Source organism: Ruegeria sp. BB1, from assembly GCF_056539465.1.
The window spans coordinates 86577-104362 of sequence record NZ_JBQFVB010000003.1 but is presented as its reverse complement, the minus strand read 5'-3'; the positions used below and the strand labels follow the sequence as shown (position 1 = coordinate 104362).

General features: G+C 59.2%; 17 protein-coding genes. 9 read left to right on the top strand and 8 right to left on the bottom strand.

Annotation, left to right across the window (positions count from 1 at the left end; all coding sequences use genetic code 11):
- The first annotated feature begins 70 nt into the window (after positions 1-70).
- A complete protein-coding gene (gene trhO, locus ACR0AL_RS09855; protein WP_170360823.1) occupies positions 71-976 on the top strand; it encodes an oxygen-dependent tRNA uridine(34) hydroxylase TrhO in 906 nt (301 codons plus the stop codon).
- Positions 977-1051: 75 nt separating this feature from the next.
- Positions 1052-1555: a potassium channel family protein gene (locus ACR0AL_RS09850; RefSeq protein ID WP_170349735.1), complete on the top strand. Its 504-nt coding sequence runs from the start codon at positions 1052-1054 to the stop codon at positions 1553-1555.
- Between the two features lie 4 nt (positions 1556-1559).
- On the opposite strand, the gene ACR0AL_RS09845 is transcribed toward ACR0AL_RS09850, so the two are convergent.
- Positions 1560-1889 carry a hypothetical protein gene (locus ACR0AL_RS09845; protein ID WP_170360821.1) on the bottom strand — a complete coding sequence of 110 codons (330 nt, stop codon included), beginning with the start codon at positions 1887-1889 and terminating at the stop codon, positions 1560-1562.
- A gap of 182 nt (positions 1890-2071) precedes the next feature.
- Between ACR0AL_RS09845 and betB the strand changes: the two genes are divergently transcribed.
- The 3 genes from betB to ACR0AL_RS09830 all read left to right on the top strand — a co-directional run bounded on the left by betB (position 2072) and on the right by ACR0AL_RS09830 (position 7454).
- The gene (betB, locus tag ACR0AL_RS09840; protein ID WP_480662829.1) at positions 2072-3526 is read left to right on the top strand and encodes a betaine-aldehyde dehydrogenase; all 1455 of its coding nucleotides are present in this window, start codon (positions 2072-2074) and stop codon (positions 3524-3526) included.
- Positions 3527-3672: 146 nt separating this feature from the next.
- The gene (locus tag ACR0AL_RS09835) at positions 3673-6114 is read left to right on the top strand and encodes a GcvT family protein (protein WP_480662827.1); all 2442 of its coding nucleotides are present in this window, start codon (positions 3673-3675) and stop codon (positions 6112-6114) included.
- On the top strand, positions 6111-7454 hold the full coding sequence (locus tag ACR0AL_RS09830; RefSeq protein WP_480662825.1) for an MmgE/PrpD family protein: 1344 nt from the start codon (positions 6111-6113) through the stop codon (positions 7452-7454). Before ACR0AL_RS09835 ends, ACR0AL_RS09830 begins: the two co-directional genes overlap by 4 nt.
- A gap of 66 nt (positions 7455-7520) precedes the next feature.
- On the opposite strand, the gene ACR0AL_RS09825 is transcribed toward ACR0AL_RS09830, so the two are convergent.
- Genes ACR0AL_RS09825 through ACR0AL_RS09805 form a run of 5 tightly spaced genes read right to left on the bottom strand, consistent with a single transcriptional unit; the run spans position 7521 to position 12155 of the window.
- Positions 7521-9665, bottom strand: coding sequence for a hypothetical protein (locus ACR0AL_RS09825; RefSeq protein WP_480662823.1), 2145 nt, complete (start codon positions 9663-9665; stop codon positions 7521-7523).
- Entirely contained in the window at positions 9662-10531 is an 870-nt protein-coding gene (gene motA, locus ACR0AL_RS09820) for a flagellar motor stator protein MotA (protein WP_480662821.1), read from the bottom strand. Before motA ends, ACR0AL_RS09825 begins: the two co-directional genes overlap by 4 nt.
- Positions 10532-10569: 38 nt before the next feature.
- Positions 10570-11145, bottom strand: a complete 576-nt coding sequence (locus ACR0AL_RS09815; RefSeq protein WP_170410821.1) for a MotE family protein — start codon at positions 11143-11145, stop codon at positions 10570-10572.
- Complete coding sequence (locus tag ACR0AL_RS09810; protein ID WP_170349743.1) at positions 11142-11648, bottom strand: DUF6468 domain-containing protein; 507 nt, start codon at positions 11646-11648, stop codon at positions 11142-11144. Before ACR0AL_RS09810 ends, ACR0AL_RS09815 begins: the two co-directional genes overlap by 4 nt.
- A gap of 9 nt (positions 11649-11657) precedes the next feature.
- Positions 11658-12155 (bottom strand): flagellar basal body-associated FliL family protein, encoded by a 498-nt coding sequence (locus ACR0AL_RS09805; RefSeq protein WP_480662820.1) that lies wholly within the window; start codon positions 12153-12155, stop codon positions 11658-11660.
- Positions 12156-12274: 119 nt separating this feature from the next.
- Here ACR0AL_RS09805 and fliF point away from each other — a divergent pair, with 119 nt between their 5' ends.
- From fliF to fliP, 4 genes are read left to right on the top strand one after another with little or no spacing between them, the layout of a single operon-like run.
- Entirely contained in the window at positions 12275-13864 is a 1590-nt protein-coding gene (fliF, locus tag ACR0AL_RS09800; RefSeq protein ID WP_480662818.1) for a flagellar basal-body MS-ring/collar protein FliF, read from the top strand.
- Positions 13864-14460, top strand: coding sequence for a FliH/SctL family protein (locus tag ACR0AL_RS09795; protein WP_170349746.1), 597 nt, complete (start codon positions 13864-13866; stop codon positions 14458-14460). The genes fliF and ACR0AL_RS09795 overlap by 1 nt, the downstream gene beginning before the upstream one ends.
- Positions 14453-14740 carry a FliM/FliN family flagellar motor switch protein gene (locus tag ACR0AL_RS09790; protein ID WP_170360799.1) on the top strand — a complete coding sequence of 96 codons (288 nt, stop codon included), beginning with the start codon at positions 14453-14455 and terminating at the stop codon, positions 14738-14740. Before ACR0AL_RS09795 ends, ACR0AL_RS09790 begins: the two co-directional genes overlap by 8 nt.
- Complete coding sequence (gene fliP, locus ACR0AL_RS09785) at positions 14740-15471, top strand: flagellar type III secretion system pore protein FliP (protein WP_480647721.1); 732 nt, start codon at positions 14740-14742, stop codon at positions 15469-15471. The genes ACR0AL_RS09790 and fliP overlap by 1 nt, the downstream gene beginning before the upstream one ends.
- Positions 15472-15475: 4 nt before the next feature.
- Here the strand turns inward: fliP and ACR0AL_RS09780 are convergent, their stop codons facing one another.
- Both ACR0AL_RS09780 and ACR0AL_RS09775 read right to left on the bottom strand, forming a co-directional pair.
- Positions 15476-16927: a sensor histidine kinase gene (locus ACR0AL_RS09780; protein ID WP_480662816.1), complete on the bottom strand. Its 1452-nt coding sequence runs from the start codon at positions 16925-16927 to the stop codon at positions 15476-15478.
- On the bottom strand, positions 16924-17661 hold the full coding sequence (locus ACR0AL_RS09775; protein WP_170349750.1) for a response regulator transcription factor: 738 nt from the start codon (positions 17659-17661) through the stop codon (positions 16924-16926). Before ACR0AL_RS09775 ends, ACR0AL_RS09780 begins: the two co-directional genes overlap by 4 nt.
- Between the last annotated feature and the right edge of the window lie 125 nt (positions 17662-17786).

Here is a 17786-nt window from a genome sequence, read left to right as displayed (position 1 = left end):
TCGTCAATCTGGCTGCGAAGCGTCAATTCGATCCCTTGCGACTCTGTTGCGTCAGGTTTAGACCGCGCGCATGTATACCATCGCTGCTCTTTATCACTTCACCCGTTTCCAGGATCACGCTGCCCTGCGCGAGCCTTTGTTGGACCTGTGCCGCACGCAATCTGTCAAAGGCACATTGCTGCTGGCGCAAGAGGGGATCAATGGCACCATTGCCGGCCCCCGCGCTGGGATCGATGCGGTGCTGGCGCATATCAAAGCGCTGCCCGGCTGTGCCGATCTGGACTGGAAAGAGGCCACCGCCGATCACCCGCCTTTTGGCAAGATGAAGGTGCGCTTGAAAAAAGAGATCGTGACCATGGGGCAGCCGGATATCGATCCGCGCGCCCGTGTCGGCAACTATGTCGAGCCTGAGGATTGGAACGATCTGATCCGCTCGGACGACGTGGTGGTGATCGACACCCGCAACGATTATGAGGTGGCGATTGGCACGTTTGAGGGCGCAATAGACCCTGAAACGGCCAGTTTCCGTGAGTTCCCGGCTTGGTGGGAAGAGAACAAAGAGCGGTTCCACAACAAGCGCGTCGCCATGTTTTGCACCGGTGGTATTCGCTGTGAGAAATCCACCAACTTCCTGCTGGGGCAGGGGGTTGAGGATGTGTATCACCTGAAGGGCGGCATCCTGCGCTATCTTGAAGAAATGCCAGCTGATGACAGCACCTGGCAGGGCGAGTGCTTTGTGTTCGACAACCGTGTGTCCGTTGGGCACGGGCTGGTCGAGGGGCCGCATAACCTGTGCCACGGTTGCCGCCGTCCGATTCTGCCCGAGGATATGAAGCGCCCTGAATACGAACATGGCGTGTCCTGCCATCGGTGTGTTGACGAAACCTCTGAAGCCGACAAAATGCGGTTCCGTGAGCGGCAGAAGCAGATCGGTCTGGCGCGTCAGCGCGGGCAAGAGCATCTGGGCGCCGACTAACTCTCTGATAAATAAGGTTGCAGGCGCGGGTCGGAATGTCGATCATTGAACCTGCATCACCGTATCGGAGGTTTAATGCACCGCGACCCGACAACTCTGGATGAGTGGAAATCGACCTTGGTCGCGGCCTTGGGTCTGGTGGTCGTCAGCTTTGTTGCCTGGTATGGCCTGTCGCGGCTGAGCGAGACCACTGCTGGCGACAAAATAGGGACTGCAACAACCGTAGGGTTGACGATCTGGCTGGTGTCGCAGACCTGGTACTACATGACCCAGGTGAAATCCCCAAAGCGCCAGCTGTTGCTGATGGGGATCTCCTTTATTCAGGTCGTGCCTTTCTTGTTCGCAGCCGTTTACGGCTCGTTCGGGTATAACGATCTGTGTGTGGTCGGGGCCAAAGGGCCGTCAGACGTTTTGTATTTCTCATATGTCACATTCACGACGGTTGGGTTCGGAGACCTGCATCCCGCAGGCCTGTGCCGCGGGCTGGCCGTGGCTGAGGCGATCACTGGGTATATCCTGCTGGGCCTGTTCGTAGCGGCGGCCGTGGGCATTTACGCGCGCGGACACAGCCAGAATTGAACGGTCACTTGTTGTGGTCGATCCACTGGGACATTGCGTATTTGTCGCGAAAACACTCAGACGGGATTGGCCTGCGTTTGCTGCGCGAAATCCGTTCGGCAAAGGCGACCTGCTTGCCTGTGGGATAATTGGCAAAAGGTGACGGATCGTGTGGTTTATGTGCCGAAATCCAGGCTGACATTGATCGGCGGTCGCGTTGTGCTTCGACCGGGATTTCCAGCGCCGACTGTTCCGCAATAGCGCGGGCAAAGCGCATCTGCCGGTCCGTGACGGGCAGCAGGTGATAGTCGTTTGTCGGGCCGCTTGGGGCGGAATTTCGCAAGTTCTGGGTCATCGGATATTCCCCTGACTATGTAGAACATAAATGGAACATTAACTTCTAATTTCAAGAGAGGGGGCTGCGACACGGCGGGATGTTGCCTGTCACGGCTTTTATTGACTGACCAATCAATAAAAGCTAAATCCGCGGATAACGCTCTTTGCCCGACGCGGGTGCAATCAAGAAAAGGACGCGGCATGAAGTTTCAGCCCAAGGCCAGCCATTTCATCAACGGTGAATATGTCGAAGACACCAATGGCGCCCCCATCGACGTCATCTACCCGGCCACTGGCGAGGTCATCGCGCGGCTGCATTCCGCCACGCCAGAGATTGTAAATCAGGCTCTAAACAGCGCCAACGCGGCGCAAGCGGAATGGGCCGCGATGTCCGGAACTGAACGTGGCCGGGTTCTGCGCCGCGCCGCCGATATCATGCGTGAGCGTAATCGTGAGCTGTCGATCCTCGAAACCCACGACACCGGAAAACCGCTGCAAGAGACCTTGGTGGCCGATGCAACCAGTGGCGCCGATGCGCTGGAATATTTCGGTGGGCTGACGGCGTCGCTGACGGGTGAGCATATCCCGCTGGGCGGTGGCGATTTCGTCTACACCATCCGCGAGGCGCTGGGTGTCTGCGTCGGAATCGGTGCGTGGAACTATCCGACCCAGATCGCTTGCTGGAAGGGTGCCCCTGCGCTGGCCTGCGGCAACACGATGGTGTTCAAACCCTCTGAGACCACGCCCCTGTCGGCCTTGAAGGTGGCCGAGATCCTGATCGAAGCCGGCGCGCCCAAAGGCGTCTACAACGTGGTGCAGGGCTATGGCGATGTAGGTGCGTCACTGGTGACCGACCCGCGCGTGGCCAAAGTATCGCTGACCGGGTCCGTTCCGACGGGCCGCAAGGTCTATGCCGCCGCGGCGGATGGCATGAAACACGTGACCATGGAATTGGGTGGCAAGTCCCCAATGATCGTGTTCGATGACGCCGATATCGAAAACGCCGTGTCGGGTGCGATTTTGGGCAATTTCTATTCCTCGGGTCAGGTCTGTTCCAACGGCACCCGCGTGTTCGTGCAGAAAGGCATCAAGGAGACCTTCCTGAACCGTCTGTCCGAACGTCTGGCAACGGCGAAAATCGGCGATCCGCTGGATGAAGAGGTCAATTTCGGCCCCATGGTCAGCGAAAACCAGATGAATATCGCGCTGGGTTATGTCGAAAAGGGCAAGGCCGAGGGCGCACGGCTGGTCTTTGGCGGTGAGCGCATCGAAGGTGACGGGTTCTATATGCAGCCTACAGTTTTTGCCGATGTCACCGATGATATGACCATCGCGCGCGAAGAAATCTTTGGCCCGGTCATGTCGGTGTTGGATTTCGACACCGAGGAAGAGGTACTGGCCCGCGCCAACGACACAGAATTCGGCTTGGCCGCCGGTGTGTTCACCAACGACCTGACCCGCGCCCACCGCATTGTGGCCGGGTTCGAGGCGGGCACCTGTTATATCAACACCTACAACCTTGCTCCGGTCGAGGCACCGTTTGGCGGGTCGAAAATGTCGGGTGTCGGACGTGAGAATTCGAAACTGGCGATCAACCATTTCAGCGAGATGAAGACGGTTTATGTTTCAATGAACGATGTCGAGGCACCGTATTAACTCATCTCTGCGTGAAAATTATTCATACCGAGAATACTCTGTTCCCGACATTTCGCGTCGGGAACAGAGCATAAGCCACTTTTGACCTGTGGCTGACTTTCCTGACAGGGTGCGGTTCATGCGCCCGCCAGCAGGAGGTCACACCCATGAAAACCCACGCCCAGGCCGTTGTGATCGGAGGAGGTCTTGTCGGCTGCTCGATCCTTTATCATCTGGCCAAGCTCGGCTGGACTGACGCGGTGCTGCTGGAGCGGGATGAGCTGACCTCGGGTTCGACCTGGCATGCGGCGGCGAATATTCATGGGCTGCACGACAACAACAACATCACCCGCATCCAGCATTATACGATGAACCTGTATAAAGAACTGGAAAAGGAAACCGGACAGGGCTGCGGCGTGTTCCAGTCGGGCTCGCTGTATCTGGCGCAGACCGAGGACCGCGAACACCAGCTGCGCCTGCAAGAGGCCAAGGCAAAATTCTACGGCCTGAACTTCTATGAGATCAGCTGCGAACAGGCGATGGAACTGCATCCGCTGGCGCAGTTCGACGATATCCGCTGTATCATGTTTGAACCCGATGGCGGCAACGTCGATCCGTCGGGTGTGACCCACGCCTACGCCGCAGGGGCGCGCGCGATGGGGGCAACGATTGAGCGGTTTTGCCCTGTAATAGGGACTGAACAGAAATCTGATGGCTCGTGGATCGTGCGCACCGAAAAGGGTGATATCCACACGCAATGGGTGGTCAATGCCGGGGGTCTGTGGGGGCGAGAAGTCGCGGCTCTGGCCGGGATCGAACTGCCGCTGCAACCGACCGAGCACCAGTATTTCGTGACCGAGGCGATTGACGAGGTTGCGGAACTGGGCCGTCGCCTGCCCTCGATCGCCGATCGGGATGGTGAGTATTATTTCCGTCAGGAAGGAAACGGCCTGCTGATCGGAGCCTATGAGAAAGACATGCGGTTCTGGGCCGAAAACGGCACGCCGCTGGACTTCGCCCATGACCTGTTCCCCGACGATCTGGATCGGATCATGGAGAACGTGATCCGCGCTACCGAACGTGTGCCGGTGGCGGCAACAGCCGGGGTCAAACGGGTGATCAACGGCCCGATGATCTGGTCGCCGGACAGCAACGCGATCTGGGGGCCGGTGCCAGAACTGAAGAACTATTTCTGCTGTACCGGTATCATCCCCGGCTTCTCGCAATCCGGTGGCCTCGGGCTGTTGGCGGCGCAATGGATGGTCGAGGGCGAGCCGCAATATGACATGTTCGCCTGGGATCTGGCGCGGTTCGGCGACTGGGCCGATAAGAAATTCACCAAGGCGCGGGTCGAAGATGTCTATACCCATCGATTTGCCATCCATTTCCCGAACGAAGAACGCAGCGCTGGCCGTCCCGCCCGTGTGCGCCCCGCTTACGAGATGCAGAAAGATATGGGCTGCGTCTTTGGACTGAACTGTGGTTGGGAACACCCGCTTTGGTTCGCAGATCACCCCGGGGCGACTGAAACCAACGGCTTCACTCGCCAGAATTGGTGGGAGCCAGTTGGCCGCGAAGTGCAGATGCTGCGCGATCATGTGGGCGTCATCGATATCTCGAACTTTGCCAATTACGTGGTCAAAGGGCCGGGCGCGTATGACTGGCTGGATCGTCTGGTGGCCAATCGGGTGCCGACTGCAGTGGGACGGTCCTGCCTGACGCCACTGATCTCGGTTCGCGGTGGCGTGGCCGGTGATTTCACTATCACCAAGGTGGCCGAGGACGAATACATGATGATCGGCTCTGGCATGGCGGAACGCTATCATCAGCGCTTTTTCAACATGGTCGATCTGCCCGAAGGCACCACGTTCGAGGTTGCCACCAATCGGATTGCGGGCTTCAACGTGGCCGGTCCAAAATCGCGCGATCTGCTGCAACGGCTGACCAACGCAGACCTTTCGAACGAGGCGTTCCGCTTTATGCGGTCCCAGACCATCGAAGTGGCCGGGGTGACCTGTCTGGCCATCCGCGTTTCGTTCACCGGTGATCTGGGGTGGGAGCTACACTGCGCCGAATCCGATCAAATCAGGCTCTATTCCGCGCTTTTGAACGCGGCGAAAGAGTTGAACGGTGGCCCGGTTGGCGGTCGCGCGTTGGGATCGCTGCGCATCGAAAAAGGCTACGGCTCGTGGGGACGGGAGTATTCTCAGGAATACTGGCCGCAAGAGGTCGGGTTGGCCGGCCTGATCAAACTGGACAAGGATTTCCTGAACAAAGACGCCTATCTGTCCATCAAAGATAATTCTGCCCGCGAAGTGCTTTCGATCTTTGAGGTTGATGCCGTTGACGCTGATGCCACCGGAGGTGAGCCGATATTCATGCCCGATGGTACGCCTGTAGGCCGGGTGACCTCGGGTGCCTATGGCTATTCGGTGGGCAAGTCCCTGGCCATTGGGTATGCCGACCCCAAGGTGGCCGGCCCCGGCGATACGGTCGAAATCTACATTCTGGGCAAGCCGCACAGCGCCAGAATCCTCTCGGAACCGCCATTCGATCCCAAAGGTCTCAAATTGCGTGATATTCAGCCGGTCGTCGAAGGCGTCTCATGACCGGAACTTTCGCCCGCGTTGCAGATTTTGCCCTGAACCGATCTGCCGATCAGATGCCCGACAGCGCCAAGGAAGCGGCTGCGCTGATGATGCTGGATACGATGGGCATCCTGATCGCCTCTGGCCCGATGGAGGCCGGGGTGATCGCACGCGACACGGCGGCCCTGCTCTATGGCAGCTCTGATCCGGACTACAGCGCCCGGATGATGTTCGACGGGCGTCCGGTCAGCATGGCCGGGGCGGCTTATGCGGCGGCGACCCAGACGGATAACCTGGATGGGCATGACGGCTATAACCCGACTAAGGGGCATATTGGTGTCGTGGTTTTGCCCGCACTGATCGCCATGGCCGCCCATCGCCCGGATCTGACGGGCCCCGAAGCACTGGCGACGGTGATCACCGGCTATGAAATTGCCGGGCGCGCGGGGTTGTCGCTGCATGCCTCGGTCAGTGACTACCATACGTCAGGTGCATGGAACGCGTTGGGTGTGGTCGCGATGGCCGCCCGTCTGCGCGGTCATTCGCTGGATCAGATGCGGCAGGCGATGGGTATCGCCGAATATCACGGTCCCCGCAGTCAGATGATGCGCGAGATTGCCAACCCCACGATGCTGCATGACGGATCGGGTTGGGGTGCGCTTGTCGGAGTTTCAGCCGCTATTCTGGCCGAACGTGGCTTTACCGGTGCCCCCGCCATCACGATCGAGGCAGAAATCGCCGCGCCTCATTGGGCCGATCTAGGCCAGTTTTGGCAGGTCGAGCATCAATACGTGAAACCCTACCCAATCTGCCGTTGGGCCCATGCCGCAATCGACGGTGTCCGGGCGGTAATGCGGGACAATGACCTGTCTCATGCGCAAATCCAGTCTATTCAGATCAACACATTCCATCAGGGTGCTTGCCTGTATGCCGGAATGCCGGACACGACCTCTCAGGCACAGTATTCGTTGCCTTTCGCGGTGGCCGTGCAGGCGCTTTACGGTCGGATCGGGGTCGAGCATATTTCCGGTTCCGGTCTTTCTGACCCGGCAGTGGCCGCGCTGATATCCCGTATTCACGTGGCCGAGAGTGATCGTCACAATGCCCGCTTCCCCAAGGGTCGTTGGGCCGATGTCAGTATCGAAACCTCAGATGGGCAGATTTTCGACTCTGGAGATGTCCACGCCCGAGGCGGTCCCGAGGCCCCCATCAGCCGCGAAGAAGTGATCACCAAGTACTCGGAATTCGCAACGCCAGTCATCGGCCCGACCCGGGCTTCGGCAATTCGGGATGCAATTTTGGGCTGGGTCGCGCCGGACTCTCGGATGTCTGACTTGTCTCCGTTGATATTTGATCCTTAGAAAATGTGTCGCTTACGTCGCGCGTGTCGACAAAAAATCAGGAAAGTGTCCGCGTTAGAGCCGTATTCACGGCTGACTCAATATGGCAAACAACTCCGCAATCCTGTTGCGGGTTTCCACGCTGTCCCTCAATAGGTTCTCCGCGTCGGCCAGGGGCGTTTCAGGAAGTCGGGCCGGTGCGGCTGTTAGACCTTGGGATGTCTGGACGACCTGATCGAATTTGGTGTGATTTTCCAAATTCACTTGCTCTGGTAGATCGGCCAACCAGAACAAGCGGTTTGCTTCATCCTCACGACCTGAGTTGCGCATCAGATCACCCGCCGCCGCAAAATCCTCTGCTGCAATCAGGGCTTCAGTCCGTAGCATAATCGCTGCGTCCGTCTGATCATCGTCCAGTTCCAGCATCGCTTGATGCGGACGCTGATCCAATAGCGCGGCTTTGGCCCGCAGACGGGCACGCTCACCCCGCCTCAGCCTGTCCTGAGGACGCTTTGCTAGTGCGTATGCATGTCGTGAAAACCCAAGCTTTGCCAGTCGGTCAGCAACGGCAATGGCTGTGTCGGTTTTCAGATTTTGAGAATGCTTATGTGACAAGATCAGGACGCGGCGCAAAAAGGTCGCATCATCAGCGCGTTCGGTCAGGATAAGCACCGCACGGTTCAGAGCGTCCGCGGATTCCGCATCCTCTGACAGCTCTGCCACCAAATCCAGAGAGGCATCGAATTCCTGACTCAGGCTTAGCGCGACCATATGGGTTTGATTCATCAGGGGGCCGATGTCAGAACGGCGAAACTCAATCGTGTAGGATTCCGCCAGAGCCAGTTCCTGAGGAGAGATTGCGCCACGTTCCAGCCAACGTTTGTCGACCAGTCGGGCCAGTGCCAACGGCGCCTCAAGTGTGGCGTCTGACGCTTCGATCGCTTCAGTCAGCAAGACTTCGGTCCGGGGGGCGTCACCTTCGGCCGCTGCAACCTTGGCCTTTGCCTGCGCGACATTTGCGCTGGTTTGCGTCTTGACGCGATCGACCGAGCGCAAGATCCGCCGGGCGGCTTCTAACTCGTCCCCGTCTACCAGAATGTCCGACAAAGCCGGGCCGACATGGCGCCGCAGATGGTCCGGTAAGCGGGCAAAAGACTGTTCGATAGCCGTTAGATTGGCCTCGCCTTGCAAGTCGCCCTCACTCAGCGCCGCCCACAAAGCCGCATCGCCCTCGCAATGCTGCAAGCCCTGGAATGGATTGTCTTCGATCAGCGGCCCATCATCCAGAACACGGGCAATGGCCGCGATGTGTTCGGTTTCCAAAGATCGCTCGTCCAGCAGGTCCAACGCCCGGATCGCTTCGGCGCCAAACCCGGAATGCGCGTACAGTTTCGCCAGTTTCAGCGCGCTCTCTTTGTCGATGGTATCGAATTCTTGGTACAGTTCTGATCGAAGCTGCGCGACTTGTTCTGGAAACGGACGCTCGTCAGACCAATGGTCAAAAGCCAGCTCGGCGCTGGATACGCAGGGTGGGCGCCGTTCCACTTTTGGAACATCCGGACCCAAAAGCCCGTTCAAACCGTCCAAAACCGAAGTCACTTGAACATTCAATTCAACATCGGTTGGCAAAAACAGGCTTTGATTCCCGTTGGATGCGCGTGGCCCCACCGGCGCAATGTTCAGATCAATGATTCCGCGGTCCGCCCCCTGCAGCAGCCGGGTCGAAAGCTGGTCTTCGAATCCGTTCGCGTTGAGGTTCAACAGCGGCAGGGCCAGTGCATCAATGGTCTGCTCCGGGCCTGTCGTTTTGATTTCTTTTGGGGATTTGGGCAGGACCGGGGCCGGAATATCACTGGTGAGCGGCGGCAGGAAGGTGCCGGGCGCGATATCAATCACAATCATCGTACTTTTGAAAAGAAAGGCCGAAGCGACACAATCGCAACCGAACTCCAGTTCCAGTGCACCGCCTGGTTCGGCCTGCGAAATCGCGGCAAGTCGGTTTTGCGTCAGGCGTTGGAAGACGGTGCCGGTTCGGTATGTCACATCCTTCAGCGCGACGTTCAGGCGTGCGCCGTTTTTTGTCTGTTTCAGAACCCAATCGGTGTCTTGAGGCACTTTAACCACCAATCTGGTATAACCTTCATGCTCACCCGAGCGCACCGTCAGATCTTGCGCTGCGGCTCCGCTGGCCCCGGAGATGAACGCCGAGAATAAGAATGCAAACCGTGTCATGCGGCTGCCTGTTTGAGTTCTTTCAACGCTTCTTCCAACTCGGTGAAATCAGGGCGGTTGTGGGTTGGGGTGTTCTGACGCCCAACCTCAATGCACATGGCAGCGTTGTGGTTGCGCAGATTGGCGACCAACACTTCTTTGATCAGCTGGTAGAAGTGGTTGTCTTCTTCGACGACAGCTTTCAGTTTGCCCGCGAAAGGCCCGACCAGACCATAAGCCAGAAACACCCCAAGAAAGGTCCCCACCAGGGCGCCGCCGATCAATTTACCCAGCACTTCGGGGGGCTGGTCAATCGAACCCATCGTCTTGATCACGCCAAGAACCGCCGCAACGATGCCCAAAGCGGGTAGGCCATCCGCAACCGTCTGCAAGGCGTGGCTGGAATGCATGGCATGGTGGAAGTTCGCCTCCATCCGCTTTTCAAGAACTTCTTCCACCTGATGCGGATCATCATAGTTCATCGAGGCGGCGCGCATCGTATCGCAGATCAGGTCAACGGCCTCTTTATCTGCCTGAATTTTCGGGTAAGCCGAAAACAGAGATGAATTTTCCGGGTCTTCGATATGTTGTTCCACCTCGACCGGGTTGGCCTTGGCAATACGGATCAGCGAGAACAGCAGGCACAGCAGGTCGCGGTAGTCCTCAGGTCTCCATTTTGGTCCTTTGAACACTTTGCCCATGTCTTTGAGGGTGTGTTTGACGGCGCTCATGTCATTGCTGATCAGGAAAGCGCCAACAGCGGCACCGCCGATCATCATCATCTCAAAAGGAAGCGATTTCAAAATGATGGTCATTTTGCCGCCCGCAGCCAGATAACCGCCGAACACCATGGCGAAAATGACGACAATTCCGATTATTCCGATCATGGGTGATCTCCAGCAAAATCCTGTGCGGGGTTAGAGTTTTATTCCTGTGGGGCGGCGGCGTTGCGGCCTGCCATTATGACGCTGATGGTATAGGCGGCTTCGGGGCGCAGACCGGCCAGAACACCAGCAGCCGCATCGGGCGGCATGCGAGACAGGAATCCGGCGGCAAAGCTTGGGTCCATCGTCTCAAACAACGCTGCGGCGTCCTTGGGTTTCATGCTTTGATAGACATCCGTCAGGCGCGTCAGATCGGTCTCGGCAGCTTTTTCGGCAATGGCGAGCGTCGCGCGCAGGGCCTCTTCGGCCTCTTGCAGGGCAACCAGTCGCATCTCGATCGCCTGATCGGCGATGGCCAATGCCTTTTCCTTGTCAAGCGCTGCTGCCTCGCGCTTTTTCAGCGCTTCTTCCCGGCGCAGCAGTTCGGTCAGCAGGACCTGTGCGCCGGGCAGATCGGCCTGTGCGTGTTTGACTTTGGGGGCATAAGGTTCGGCAGTTTTTGCCAACGCTGGTCCTGCTTCCAGCCCAAGACGAATCGCGGCAGACCCGATCATCAGCAAAGAGATGACGGCCAGCACGCCACCTTTTGGGCGCCTATCGGCTTTCCGGCGGGTCATGATGCGACCTCACCCTGAGAGCGATCGTGGCGGAAGAACATCAAGCCGCCCGGCCGCTTGGCCGGTTCTGGGGCGGTCGCGTCCTTTTTTGGCTTCTCGGGCGCTTCGATCGTTTCAGCGACTTCATCTGACTCAGCCACGGCGGATTCCGCCTGTTCCTCGGGTGCGGCGCTGATATCTTCTTCGGGGTCGGTCGACTGGTCGGGTTTATCTTGCGATGGAACGACGTCGTGCATCGAAGCCATCATCAGCTCTAACCGCTGCGCCACTGATTCTGCCCGCTGCGTCAGCTCTTTCAATTCCGCACCGGACTGGTCCGAGGCTGCTCGTGCGGCACCCAGGGATTTCTTAAGCTCATCCGCCTGGGTCGACAGAACAGCAACCGCGCCGCCCACGCCTTTTTCCAGATCGGTGAAGCGTTTCAGCCGCCGGGACAGCACGAAACAATACAGACCCGCACCCAGCGCGCCGGCGACCAGCAAAATATCTGCAATCAGCTCCAATTTCGCCTCCTAGTTCAAAACGAATTCCATCACGAGAACGTCGCGCACGCGGCCTTCTCCGACGACGATTTCAATGCGGCGCAGCAGATGGCCGCGGATGCGCATCAGGGCCAGAGAATCTTCAAGGTCCGAGACTTCGACCGAGCGTAGATACCCGTTCAGGATGTCCATGATTCGGGGTTTCATCTTTTCGACATCGGCGGCGTGTTCGCTGTTCACCTCAAGCTGAGCGTGAAATTTCAGATGCCGCGAATCGCCTGCGTTCACCGACACGATCACCGCCGGCAGATCGATGAATCCCACTTGCGGCAGGGCCTTTAAAGCCTTGCCCTTATCCGTTTCCTTGACGTCTTCCATTGCGGGCTTGCCAACAAAAGGAAGTAACCCGGAGGTGGTCAGGAAATAGCCACCAGCCGCCCCGGCCACGACCAGAATCACCCCTATGATCATCCCTTTTTTCCCAGGTTTTTCTGGTACTTCTGCCTGTTCTGCAGTCGCGTCAGTCATGACGTCCTCATTTGTCCGTTCTGCAATCGTCATAACCCGGCAGGGACTAACCGATTGTTAAGGGCAATCGTTCAAACAAGGGATGCGCCGGGCAGAATGTCGGCGAGTCGGAGGTGATCGTGCAGCAGATCGGAACTGTCTGGGCAAGTTTGGACAGGCGTAAACAAATCATCGTCGCCGGCGCAGTAGTGCTGGTTTTTCTTGGGGTTCTTGCGATGTCGCGACTGGTCACGGCGCCGTCGATGACCTTGCTTTATGCCGGGCTGGAAAGTGGCGCGGCGGGGGATGTCGTCCGCTCGCTGGATCAGCGCGGGGTGCCTTATGAGATTCGGGGCGGCTCGATCTACGTGCCCGGATCACAGCGAGATGAGCTGCGCATGACACTCGCCAGCGAGGGGATGCCCGCCAACGGCAATCAAGGCTATGAGCTGCTGGATTCACTTAGCGGGTTTGGCACCACCTCGCAGATGTTCGATGCCGCCTATTGGCGCGCAAAAGAAGGTGAGCTGGCCCGAACCATCGTTGGCAGCCCTCATGTCAGCCAGGCACGGGTTCATATTGCCAACGGATCGAACAACCCGTTTCAGCGCAGCGTGGCGCCGACGGCCTCGGTCTATCTGGTGCCGTCAGGGGCGCAGATCACATCCGATCAGGCCAACGCGATCCGGTTTCTTGTGGCGTCTGCCGTCAGTGGTCTGGCGCCTGAGAATGTCACCGTGGTCGATTCGAACGGGGCGGTGATCGGCGCGCAGGAGACCGCAGTCGCTGCGGATACGGCAGATGACAAGGCGCGCCAGTTGCGCGAGCGTGTGATGCGATTGGTCGAGGCGCGCGTCGGCACGGGCAATGCTGTGGTTGAGGTCAGCGTCGACACCGTGACCAAGACCGAATCCATCCGCGAACGCCGTTTTGACCCCAATGGCCGCGTTGCCATCAGCACTGATATCGAGGAACGCTCGGACAGCGCCCGCAATCAATCCGCCGATGTCACCGTGGCGTCGAACCTGCCGGATGGCGATGGCGCGGGTGGGGACGAATCGAATTCGAACGCGACGCTGACGCGGGAACGGGTGAATTACGAGGTCTCGGAAACTGAATTGGAAGTCCACAATGCCCCCGGTGCGATCAAGCGTCTGACGGTTGCGGTTCTGGTCAACGGCACACGGTCCGTGGATGCGACCGGAGTCGAGACATTTGAGCCGATGCCCGAAACCGAGATGGAGGCCTTGAAGGAGCTTGTGGCCTCGGCCGTGGGGTTCGACGCCGAACGTGGGGACGTCATCACCCTGAAATCGCTGGACCTGCCGGTGGTAGAGCCGCAGGGCACATTGGCAGCGGCCTCGATCTGGCAAAAGGTTCATTTCGACGCGATGTCGCTGATCCAGATGGCAGTGTTGGCGATTGTCTCGCTGGTGCTTGGGCTCTTCGTGATCCGTCCGATCCTGACTCAACCGGCGATGGCCCCGGCCTTGCTGCCCGCCGGGGCACCTCCTGAGCCCGAGGCCATTCTGACCGGCGAGATAGCGACTGACGAAAACGGACAATTTAGCGCGCTGCCGGGCCAGACTGCCGCTGGCGACGTCCCGGCGCTGGCCGCGCAGGCGGGCGCTGATCCGGTCGACCGGTTGCGGGCTATGATCGGCGATAAACAGGAAGAGACCGTCGAGATCCTGCGCAGCTGGCTTGAAGAAGGTGAGGAGCGTGTCTGATGTCGATTGCTCATCTTCTTGAGGATTTCACGCTGCAAGCCGGGGGTGGCAAGCTGCACCTGCTGGACGAGGACGCGCTGGAGGAACAGCGGCTGGCAGCGTTCGAGCAAGGCTATAGCGCCGGTTGGGAAGACGCGCTTCAGGCGCAAGAACAAAGCCGAGGTCAGGTCTCGGACGGGCTGGCCAGATCGTTGGAGGATATGTCCTTTACTTATCATGAGGCTGTCACCCGCATGACATTGTCGCTGGACCCGATGTTCCAAAGCCTGGTGGACACTGTCCTGCCCGAAACGCTGGATCGCGGTTTTGCTGTCCGGTTGGCCGAACAGCTGACCGAAATGGCGCGGGAACAGATTGGCCAGCCTATGCAAATCTTCGTGCCCAAAGGCCGCGCGGCTGGGGTAGAGGCCCTGCTGCCGCAGGAACTGTCCTCACCCACTCGCGTGATCGAAGACCCCTCGTTAGAGCCAGGACAGGCCCGGTTGCAGGTCGGTACAACCCAGCGTGAGGTGGATTGCAGCGGTCTGCTCGCCGCGGTCGCGGGGGCATTTGACGCATATGTATTTGAGGCAAAAGAGGCAGTGAACCATGAATGATCCCCAAACTCCGAAACCCGAAAAAGCCAATCCGTTCGAGGCGGTTCCGATTGAGGTTACGGTTTCGGTCGGGCGTGCGCGCCCGCTGATCCGCGACCTGCTGAACATGGGTGAGAACGCCGTGCTGACGCTGGACAAGCGGATCGAGGACCCGGTCGACCTGTATGTCGGAGACCAACTGGTCGCCCGCGGCCTGCTGGAAGAGATGGAGGGCGATCAGGCCGGGCAGCTTGCTGTGCGCCTGACAGAGATTGCGGATTTGCAGAACGGGATCGGTTGATGCGGGCTCTGCTTTGGTTGGTTGTTGCGCTGGCGACACTGTCCCCGTCTCTGGCTGCGGCGCAAGAGCTGTCGCTGTCATTGGGCGAGGGGGGGTCGATCTCGGCGCGGACCATCCAGCTGATCCTTTTGATCACGATCCTCAGCCTGGCACCCGGGCTGGCGATCATGGTCACCTGTTTTCCGTTTCTGATCACCGTTCTGGCCATTCTGCGTCAAGGGATCGGATTGCAGCAATCGCCACCGAACATGCTGATCGTCAGCCTGGCGATGTTCCTGACTTATTTCATCATGGAGCCTGTATTTTCCGAGGCCTGGGCCACCGGTATTCGACCGATGGTCGAAGAAACCATGGCGGTTGAACCCGCGTTGCAGATTGCCATTCAGCCCTTCCGAGCCTTTATGGCCGCGCGGCTGGACCCGGATACGTTTCACGCGATGGCGGCCTTGCGACCAGGCGGTGACGCTATCGCCCTGACGCCCGAGGCGCCGCTGTCGATCCTGATGCCGTCCTTCATGCTGTCCGAGATTGCACGCGCCTTTCAGATCGGCTTTCTGATTTTCCTGCCATTTCTGATCATTGATCTGGTTGTGGCGGCGGTGCTGATGTCGATGGGAATGATGATGGTGCCGCCTGCGACGGTATCGCTGCCATTCAAGCTGGCGTTTTTTGTTATTGCGGATGGATGGTCTCTGATCGCTGGGGCGTTGGTGCGCAGCTATATGACATGAGGTATCACTGCCGGGTGATTTGCAGCCGCGCGCGCAAGCCCTGGTCCCCGGCCTCAAAACTGAGGGAGCCCCCATGCTGTTCGGCAATTGTGGCCACGATGGTCAGACCCAGGCCGAACCCGTCTGAGGATCCGATGTTCGATCCGCGCCGGAACGGTGCCATCAGGTTTTCAATATCAGTGACGGACAGATCGGCACCCTTGTCCTCGACCGTGATGGTCGCGGTGCGGGCGTCGGTTTCCAGCTGCACCTCGGCATGGCGGCCGTATTTCAGGGCGTTGTCGATCAGATTTGTTAACGCCCGTTTCAGAGATATTGGCCGCCCCATCACCAGCATCCGCCGTGTCTCGGGCAAGGATCCATGCCCGCGTCGGGACATGAAGACCGATGGCGCGCCTTCGACTGCGACCGGGGCGATTTTCTTCAGGGTTACCGGCAGGTCCATGTCCTGATAATCAGCGACCACAGACTCGACCAGTGCGGTCAGGGAAATCTGACGGGGGTCTTCAACGCTGAGTTCCGAGCGTGTGTAAGTCAGCACGCTTTCGATCATGCCTGTCATCTGATCCACATCGGCCTCAAGCTTTTCGCGCAGTTCGTCATCGGCGATCAGGGCCGCGCGCAGGCGAACACGCGTGGCAGGGGTGCCAAGATCGTGACTGACACCGGACAGAACGGTAGCGCGTTTTTCAAGCTGCATGCGCTCGGCATCCAGATGGTCGTTCACGGCTGACACGATGTCGCGCAGTTCCGCCGGGCCGTCGGCATCATAGCTGCTCGGCCCGCCCCGGCGCTTGCGGCCGCGCAGGGCGTTGGAAAACCGGGTGAAACTGTCCGAGACATTGCCGATCGATGTCAGGATGACCGCCAAAGCCACGATGGCGGCCAGAATGGCGGGCAGGCGCAGGTCGGCAGGGGCGGCCTTGCAACCCCAGATATCGGTGCCGTCCACCTGCTGCCAGCCCCTGTGTCCGAACCGGGCGACCAGGATTGGCTCGCTGCAATAGGTGGCCAGAAGGCGGGTCAGATTGCCCATCTTCTCGGCCCCGGTCTGGTCAACGCGGGACAGAAGATCAGACACCGGGTAAACCAGCCGGTCGGACATCACCGCCAGCGTCAGTTCGCGCCCGGCCAGGGGGGCGGTGTTGTCGGTCAGGATCGACAGGTTGGTGACAAAGCTGCGATCCGACAGGCCGGGCAGTTGCTCGAACCGCCCGGCATCGGCCAACTGCGCAGCTTCGGGGGACAAGGGGGTGATCGTGATCCCCGGCGGGGGGATTTTGCTGACCCGCAGCTCTTCATAGACGGAAAACCCTGCGACATAGGCGCGGGTTAGAAAGTTGTCCCAGGCGCGGGCCGAAGAAAACCACAGCCCGGCGGAGAGAAGCCCCGAGGCAAAGGCGGCCCCTGTCCAGATCCAGCCCAGGCTGCGCAGGCGCGGGGCGTGTGTGGTCATGCGTCCTCTTCCACCGACACTTCGGCCGCAAAGACATAGCCGACCCCGCGTTCGGTACGCAGCATCTGCGGGTCTTTCGGGTTGACCTCGATTTTCGAACGCAACCGACCAACCAGCATGTCGATGGCGCGACCCTGCGCCTCGGGTTTGTCGGCGCTGCCGGTGACGTCCAGCGCAGCGGCGATTTCATCCCGGGTCAGGGGGATATGCGGGTTGGCCAGCAAAACCTTGAGCAGCGCAGTTTCCCGTTGCGACAGAGGAACCAGGTAGCCTTCCGGTGAATGCACCTCATCCCGTTTGCCGTCATAGGCCCAGTCGTTGAACCGAAAGCGGTGTGTGCGGCGGCGATAGGCCAGCGACGGCGTACGCCGGGCGCGTTGCATCACCGCACGAACCCGCGCCAGCATCAGCTGCGGGTTGAAAGGCTTGGCGATATAGTCGTCGGCCCCGACCTCGTACCCCGCCATGCGCTGATGGTCGGCTGACAGGGCCGAAACCAGAATGATCGGCACATCCTGTTCAGCCCGCAGGCGGGCGCAGATTTCGACACCGTTCTCATCCCCAAGCATCACATCCAGCAGGATCAGGTCGATCCGTCCCGCTGTCAGATGGTTGCGGATTTCAGCCTCGGAACTGGCGGGCAGGGCGACGAACCCGTTCTGATGCAGGAATTGGGTCATCATCGACCGCATTTCAGGGTCGTCATCCACCACCAAAAGTCGCGGAATGCTCACGCGGTTTGTCCTCCCAGTTTCTGCTCCTCCGACATCATCCATTGTAACGAACGGAAACAGATTCAATGTCAACGTAACACGCTGTAACAAAAGCAGTGAATTTTTGGGTGGTTGCCGGGCTTTGG

Coding starts and splice junctions, on each gene's coding strand:
- ACR0AL_RS09830 (WP_480662825.1), top strand. CDS start 6,111: ATGACCGGAACTTTCGCCCGCGTTGCAGATTTTGCCCTGAACCGATCT.
- ACR0AL_RS09790 (WP_170360799.1), top strand. CDS start 14,453: ATGAATGATCCCCAAACTCCGAAACCCGAAAAAGCCAATCCGTTCGAG.
- betB (WP_480662829.1), top strand. CDS start 2,072: ATGAAGTTTCAGCCCAAGGCCAGCCATTTCATCAACGGTGAATATGTC.
- ACR0AL_RS09805 (WP_480662820.1), bottom strand. CDS start 12,155: ATGACTGACGCGACTGCAGAACAGGCAGAAGTACCAGAAAAACCTGGG.
- ACR0AL_RS09815 (WP_170410821.1), bottom strand. CDS start 11,145: ATGACCCGCCGGAAAGCCGATAGGCGCCCAAAAGGTGGCGTGCTGGCC.
- ACR0AL_RS09795 (WP_170349746.1), top strand. CDS start 13,864: ATGTCGATTGCTCATCTTCTTGAGGATTTCACGCTGCAAGCCGGGGGT.
- ACR0AL_RS09835 (WP_480662827.1), top strand. CDS start 3,673: ATGAAAACCCACGCCCAGGCCGTTGTGATCGGAGGAGGTCTTGTCGGC.
- trhO (WP_170360823.1), top strand. CDS start 71: ATGTATACCATCGCTGCTCTTTATCACTTCACCCGTTTCCAGGATCAC.
- ACR0AL_RS09850 (WP_170349735.1), top strand. CDS start 1,052: ATGCACCGCGACCCGACAACTCTGGATGAGTGGAAATCGACCTTGGTC.
- ACR0AL_RS09780 (WP_480662816.1), bottom strand. CDS start 16,927: ATGACCACACACGCCCCGCGCCTGCGCAGCCTGGGCTGGATCTGGACA.
- ACR0AL_RS09825 (WP_480662823.1), bottom strand. CDS start 9,665: ATGACACGGTTTGCATTCTTATTCTCGGCGTTCATCTCCGGGGCCAGC.
- fliP (WP_480647721.1), top strand. CDS start 14,740: ATGCGGGCTCTGCTTTGGTTGGTTGTTGCGCTGGCGACACTGTCCCCG.
- motA (WP_480662821.1), bottom strand. CDS start 10,531: ATGATCGGAATAATCGGAATTGTCGTCATTTTCGCCATGGTGTTCGGC.
- ACR0AL_RS09845 (WP_170360821.1), bottom strand. CDS start 1,889: ATGACCCAGAACTTGCGAAATTCCGCCCCAAGCGGCCCGACAAACGAC.